This window comes from Floccifex sp., from assembly GCF_051873555.1.
In the GTDB taxonomy this organism is placed as follows: domain Bacteria; phylum Bacillota_I; class Bacilli_A; order Erysipelotrichales; family Erysipelotrichaceae; genus Floccifex.
On sequence record NZ_JBJEEY010000143.1, the window covers coordinates 1 to 5,926 of the forward strand.

Annotated in this window: 5 protein-coding genes; 3 read left to right on the plus strand and 2 right to left on the minus strand. The window is 31.4% G+C overall.

Annotation, left to right across the window (positions count from 1 at the left end; genetic code table 11):
- Positions 1–146: 146 nt before the first annotated feature.
- Positions 147–716: a TetR/AcrR family transcriptional regulator gene (locus tag ACI32A_RS08275; protein ID WP_439754578.1), complete on the minus strand. Its 570-nt coding sequence runs from the start codon at positions 714–716 to the stop codon at positions 147–149.
- Positions 717–840: 124 nt separating this feature from the next.
- Between ACI32A_RS08275 and ACI32A_RS08280 the strand changes: the two genes are divergently transcribed.
- Positions 841–3,084, plus strand: coding sequence for a DUF3656 domain-containing U32 family peptidase (locus ACI32A_RS08280; RefSeq protein ID WP_439754579.1), 2,244 nt, complete (start codon positions 841–843; stop codon positions 3,082–3,084).
- A gap of 7 nt (positions 3,085–3,091) precedes the next feature.
- Here the strand turns inward: ACI32A_RS08280 and ACI32A_RS08285 are convergent, their stop codons facing one another.
- On the minus strand, positions 3,092–3,733 hold the full coding sequence (locus ACI32A_RS08285; RefSeq protein ID WP_439754580.1) for a GNAT family N-acetyltransferase: 642 nt from the start codon (positions 3,731–3,733) through the stop codon (positions 3,092–3,094).
- Between the two features lie 31 nt (positions 3,734–3,764).
- Between ACI32A_RS08285 and ACI32A_RS08290 the strand changes: the two genes are divergently transcribed.
- Both ACI32A_RS08290 and ACI32A_RS08295 read left to right on the plus strand, forming a co-directional pair.
- Entirely contained in the window at positions 3,765–4,358 is a 594-nt protein-coding gene (locus ACI32A_RS08290; RefSeq protein ID WP_439754581.1) for a carbonic anhydrase, read from the plus strand.
- A gap of 267 nt (positions 4,359–4,625) precedes the next feature.
- Positions 4,626–5,867, plus strand: a complete 1,242-nt coding sequence (locus ACI32A_RS08295) for a saccharopine dehydrogenase family protein (RefSeq protein WP_439754582.1) — start codon at positions 4,626–4,628, stop codon at positions 5,865–5,867.
- Positions 5,868–5,926: the final 59 nt, after the last annotated feature.

A 5,926-nucleotide genomic window follows, 5' to 3' on the forward strand; every position in this document is an offset into this window, starting at 1 on the left:
ATTCACCTACTGATGCTCTTTATTTTTTAGTTATACAAAATTTTCAAAGTTGAGGATGAATCATAACAATAAAATAAACCATATAATCTCCTTTCTATGCAAGCAAACACTTGCATTTAGTTGTAAAAAAGAAAGACACTTTCGTGTCATTTCAAAATACCTTGAACAAAAACTTGTACACTCTTTTGAATATAGTCTTCTATTTCTAAATGAGTTAATTGATTTTGAAAAGAAGCCTTTAAAAACACAAACCCAAAATTCATAGAAAGAAACATCATAGCCAGACTTTCAAAATCATTTGTATTCAATTGATCTTTCATTTTTTGAAAATATTCAATTAGGACTTCTTTAAATGTCATAGGCACTTGTAAAATACCTTCTCTGGTTTCTTCATATAATTCCGGTGTACGCAAACCAATGGAAACTTTAACCATTTTATCTGTGACTTTTTGAGAATAAATAGAAGCAAAAGACATTAAATCCTTTTCTATATTTCCACTACCAATAAATAAATCCTTTGATAACTTCGGATTCCAATCTTCTAATTCCATAGCCAATAAAATTATTTCTTTTTTGTTTTTGAATTTACGAAAAATGGTACACTCATTTATATTGGCTCTACTGGCAATATCTTTTGTTGTGGTAGAACTATAGCCTCTTTCCATCACAAGATCCATTGTTGCCTGAATAATTTTTAATTGTGTTTTATCTAACATTTTTTCTCCTTGTGCAAGTGTTTACTTGCATTTTAAAAAAGAAAAAACAATTTGTCAATCCATAATAAATTCTTTTTTTACAGGAAGTCTGTTATACTACTTATGGTAAAAAAGGAGGAAGTCTATGACGGAACTATTAGCACCAGCTGGAAATATGGAAGCTTTAAAAGCAGCTATCGCAAATGGATGTAACGCCATTTATTTGGGAATGCAACGCTTTGGAGCTAGAGCCTATTCATCTAATTTTGACTATGAATCCTTAAAAGAAGCCGTTAACTATGCCCACATACGAAACGTTAAAATATATGTCACTATGAATACAATTGTTTTTGAAGACGAAATCGAAGACATGGAAAAACAACTTCAAATATTAAATGAAGCTGGTGTAGATGGCATCATTGTACAAGATATGGCAGTTTTTGATGCCATTGTATCAAAATATCCAGATATGGAAGCTCATTGTTCCACACAAATGGGAATTGATGATTTAGAAGGCACTTTATTATGGAAGGAATTAGGCGCTAAACGCGTTGTTTTATCAAGAGAAGTTGATATTCAAACTGTAAAAGACATTCGAAAAAAAGCAGACATTCCCATTGAAGTCTTTGTTCATGGCGCCTTATGTGTATCGTATTCAGGAAACTGTTTAATGTCTGGACTCATTGGCTATCGAAGCGGAAATCGAGGACGCTGTGTGGGTTCTTGTCGAAAACTTTATGAAATAATAGATACGACAAATCAAATTTCACTGGGAAAAAATTATATTCTTTCAATGAAAGACTTAAATACCATTGATTATATAGAAGACTTAAAAGAAATTGATTCACTAAAAATTGAAGGACGCATGAAAGAGCCTGTTTATGTAGCCAATGTTGTTTCTAAATATCGAAAAGCTTTAGATGGAAATCTAAAACCACAAGATAAAGAAGATTTATTAAAAACTTTTAATCGGACATATACCAAGGGATATATGTTTAAAGAAGACAAGAAAAACATCACAAATATTGTTCGACCTAATAATTATGGCTATGAAATTGGAAAGATTTCAAACATAAATAAAGGAAAATATGAAATTTTGCTTTCTAAAACTTTGAATCAAAATGACATGATTCGAATTGATCACAACAACGAAGATATCAATTTATGTGTTACAAAACTCTATGATGAAAAAGATAAACTCATCAATCAGGCTACAAAAAAAGCTTATATTAAATTGAAAGAAAAGCTTTCCATTGGGGATGTTGTATATAAAACCAAAGATATTTTGTATTATAAAGAACTTGAAAAACAATTAGAAGGGGAATATCAGCGCTTTGATTTAGATATTCAAGTTTATGCCTATCCACAGTGTCCATTGATTATTGAAGCCAAAGGACTGGGCGTAAATTATACATATGAAAGTGAAATCATTCTAGAATGTGCTAAAAACAATCCCACAACCAAGGAACAAATTATTAAACAATTTTCTCGTTTAAAAGATACTGTTTTTACTTTACACAATGTTGAATTTGAAAGCTATGACATTTTTATCCCTGTCAAAGAATTAAATCAGGCTCGTCGAGAAATTGTTCAAGGATTGTACACAAATAAAATCAATGAAAAACCAAGACGAGTTGTAAAACCAGAACAAAAGAAAAAAATTTCATTTGAACAAAATCAACCCATTTTATGTGCCAGTGTACTAAATCAGGAACAATACGATGCTTGTGTACAAGCCGGTATTGAAACGATTTATTTTGATAATATCATAAGAAGAAATCAAAATCATTTTCAACCTAGACAAGGAACACTATTGATTGGTGGATACGGTGGTATTCATTATTATCGAGATACAAATGAATTTGTGAGTGATTATTCTTTAAATGTTGTCAATGCTCAAAGTGTCTATCAACTACATGCTTTAGGCGCAAAAAGAGTTACTTTGTCTTATGAAATTAATGAAAAACAATTAAAAGAATTGATCGAAGCGTACAATAAACAAAATGATGGCTATCCAAGTTTAGAAATGATTGTTTATGGAAGAGCGCCTTTAATGTTCACAAACTATTGTCCATTAAAGAAAATGAATCAATGTGGAACTTGTCATTTGAAATCATATGAATTAAAAGACGAACACGGTACTTTCCCTATTCTTTCACATGAAGATTGTACAACGACAATATTAAATGGAAAAATCTTAAATTTATTAGATGAAATGCCTTCTATTTCACATGTACAAGCTTTTCGTTTAAATTTTACAACGGAGTCCAAAGAAGAAATATTACAAATTGTAAATATCGCAAAAGATAAACTTAATCATACAAATATGTCCACTGTTTTTGATCAAAACAAAGATACTCGAGGCCATTTTAATAAAGAAATCGCATAAAGAGGAGTCAATCGACTCCTCTTTCATACCAATATTGTTTTGACTTAGAAGATATTAATCCTAATTTCTGTTGTAAAGAAATAGAAGCAATATTATTTACTTCTACTTGACCAAAAGGAATCTGGTTATTTGAAAGTAAATGATTGATTAAAAACATTTCTAATTCTTTTCCAAATCCATGTCCACGAAATTCTTCAATCACAAACAATAATCCCATACTACCTTCTATATGTTGTCCAATACATCCAATAGGAATTTGATGATACAATCCAATAAATAATTGATGCATGGAAATAATTTCTAAAATTTCTGTTTCATCTAATATGTCATAGTGCGCTAAAATAAAAGAAAGATCATTGGGATTCGCTTGTCGAATCTGTAATTGTCTCGAATAAATCAAGGATTCTTTTTGAGTATATACAAATTCAAAACAAGACATAAAACAAGTAAAACCATGTAAATGAATATTATTTTCCAGAACAAGTAAATCAATGTCTTTATGTTTGTGTATCCAGGATTGAATGACTTTTTCGTCTTTATGAATACAAAAATAAATGGAACTCAAATTATCTTGTAGAAGAAAGCCATGTGAATCTTGTTCAATGATTTGATGATTTCGTTTTAAAACAGAATTAACTAAAATATTCATAGTTTTATTATAAAACATAGAAAGGAATTTTATGCAAACTTTTTCAAATATCAATGCTACACAGGCACTTGAAAAACTTAAACAAGGAAACCAATTATATGTGGATTCTCAATTTTCTATTGGGGACACATCCAAAGAAAAACGAATTCAAACCTATATTAAAGGACAACGACCTTATGCCATAATTATTACTTGCTCTGATTCCAGAGTCATTCCTGAAAGTATTTTTCAAGCTGGAATTGGTGATTTATTTGTGATTCGCGTAGCAGGTAATGTTATGGATGATCATCAACTAGGCAGTATTGAATATGCAGCAGGTCATTTGGGATGTCATTTGATTGTGATTTTAGGGCATACGCATTGTGGAGCAGTGGATGCTGCTATGAACAGCAATCCAGATGGCTATATCAAATTTATTACTGATGAAATCAAAAAAGCCATTGGAAAGGAAACCAACGAAAGAAAAGCCTGCATTAAAAATGTATTGCATAGTAAAGAAATCATTGAAGAAAGTTTAGGAATCCAAAAGTACGAACACGATGAAGGTTTACAAGTGATTTCAGCTTTATATGACATTGAAACAGGAAAAGTTGATTTTGAACTTGAAATTTCAAATGATTTTTGATTAAATTTCAATGAAAAGTGAATTGGATGAAGTTGATTTCAGACATCTATTGAATTAGAGGCCGAAGCGGCAAACTATTTTTGTTGACATCCACAAAAATTCGGAAACCAGCAGGCAAAAGGAAGATTGACTGACAACTCTTTGGAGAGATCTCTTAAATGAGGCGCCTACGTGGAAATAACCAACTGGCAAAGGAACAGAGAAGTAAGATGTATTGTTTTTATATATCTTCTTCTCTTTTTTATTTGGATGCCAGGAGGATACAAAATGAGAATGATGTTAGTAGGAGCTGGTGCAGTGGGACAATGCATCGTAGAAATGCTCAAGGAAAGAGATCCAGAAAAAGAATGGTTTATGTATTGTTTGTTGTGTGATTTAAATGAAAAAAGAGCTAAAGAAGTTAAAGAAACACTAAATGATAATCGATTTGAATATGCCAAAGTGAATGCCACACATAAAGAAGAAATCAAACAACTAATCAAAGACAAACAAATTGATTTTGTGATGGATGCATCCAGTCCATTTTGTGCAAATACCATTTTTGATGCAGCTTTTGAAAGTCATTGTGACTATGCCAATATGGGAACATGGTCAGTTCCAAAAAAGAATCCCAATTATGGATTGGGCATAGAAAACAGTTATGAACAACCCATGACAAAATATAATTTTGATCGGCATGATGCCTGGAAAAAACAAGGAAACTGTGCTTTAATTTGTCTGGGAATTGATCCAGGTGTGGTCAATGTTTTTGCGAAATATTTATGTGAATATGAATTTGATCAAATAGATGAGCTGCATGTTAAAGATGGAGGAAACTTAGAAGTTAATGGTCATGAAGATGAAATTGTTTTTGGATTTAATGTCTGGACGGTTTTAGATGAAGTGATGAATCCCAATGTAGAATATGACAAAGATAAAGGCGGATTTATTGTAGAAAAACCATTTGCTGGAAAGGAAACATTTTTAATGCCAGAAGTCGGATACAATACATTGGTCAAAGTAGAACACGAAGAAGTAGTGACGATGGCTCGTTATTTATCGAAGTATGGTTTAAAGAAATGTACATTTAAAATTGCCTTAGATGAGTCATTGATGAATGCATTGCAAGTATTAGATCAACTCCATTTAAATCGAATTGAACCCATACAAATTGGAGACATACAAGTAGTTCCAAGAGATGTTATTGCTGCTTGTGCTTACCAGCCAAAAGACATTAAAAACGAAATGACAGGCAGTATGTGTGTGGGTGTATTAGCAAAGGGAATTAAAGATGGAAAAGAAAAACAACTTATGATGTATCAATACTATTCCAATGAACAAGCGATGAAACGATTTGGTTTACAAGCAGTTGTAGCACAAACAGGCTTTGGCGCTGCTTTAGCTATTGAACTCTATGCCAAAGGCATTTATCGAAAAAATGGAGTATATTCTTTAGAGGCCTTTGATCCACTTCCATTTTTAAAATTAATGGAAGAAACAAAATTTGAATATAAAATTGAAGAATATTAAAAAAAGGGTAACCAAAGTTTTTAGGGGACAACTCCAAAAATTTTAGAGGCCTATTTTGG

Coding starts and splice junctions, on each gene's coding strand:
- ACI32A_RS08290 (WP_439754581.1), top strand. CDS start 3,765: ATGCAAACTTTTTCAAATATCAATGCTACACAGGCACTTGAAAAACTT.
- ACI32A_RS08295 (WP_439754582.1), top strand. CDS start 4,626: ATGAGAATGATGTTAGTAGGAGCTGGTGCAGTGGGACAATGCATCGTA.
- ACI32A_RS08285 (WP_439754580.1), bottom strand. CDS start 3,733: ATGAATATTTTAGTTAATTCTGTTTTAAAACGAAATCATCAAATCATT.
- ACI32A_RS08280 (WP_439754579.1), top strand. CDS start 841: ATGACGGAACTATTAGCACCAGCTGGAAATATGGAAGCTTTAAAAGCA.
- ACI32A_RS08275 (WP_439754578.1), bottom strand. CDS start 716: ATGTTAGATAAAACACAATTAAAAATTATTCAGGCAACAATGGATCTT.